The organism is Escherichia sp. WS3063, assembly GCF_046486595.1.
Taxonomy (GTDB): Bacteria; Pseudomonadota; Gammaproteobacteria; order Enterobacterales; family Enterobacteriaceae; genus Escherichia; species Escherichia coli.
In genome coordinates this window covers 1-588 of the sequence record NZ_JBJQKY010000087.1, presented here as the reverse complement: position 1 = coordinate 588, position 588 = coordinate 1, and the positions used below count along the sequence as shown (strand labels likewise).

The window sequence follows — 588 nt, the reverse complement described above, 5'->3', positions numbered from 1 at the left end:
CTCAAGGAGTCAGGGAGAACTCATCTCGGGGCAAGTTTCGTGCTTAGATGCTTTCAGCACTTATCTCTTCCGCATTTAGCTACCGGGCAGTGCCATTGGCATGACAACCCGAACACCAGTGATGCGTCCACTCCGGTCCTCTCGTACTAGGAGCAGCCCCCCTCAGTTCTCCAGCGCCCACGGCAGATAGGGACCGAACTGTCTCACGACGTTCTAAACCCAGCTCGCGTACCACTTTAAATGGCGAACAGCCATACCCTTGGGACCTACTTCAGCCCCAGGATGTGATGAGCCGACATCGAGGTGCCAAACACCGCCGTCGATATGAACTCTTGGGCGGTATCAGCCTGTTATCCCCGGAGTACCTTTTATCCGTTGAGCGATGGCCCTTCCATTCAGAACCACCGGATCACTATGACCTGCTTTCGCACCTGCTCGCGCCGTCACGCTCGCAGTCAAGCTGGCTTATGCCATTGCACTAACCTCCTGATGTCCGACCAGGATTAGCCAACCTTCGTGCTCCTCCGTTACTCTTTAGGAGGAGACCGCCCCAGTCAAACTACCCACCAGACACTGTCCGCAACCCCG

At 56.1% G+C, this 588-nt stretch carries 1 rRNA gene; it reads right to left on the bottom strand.

Annotation, left to right across the window (positions count from 1 at the left end):
* A 23S ribosomal RNA gene (locus ACJHYW_RS25315) occupies window positions 1-588 on the bottom strand; the annotation flags it as partial.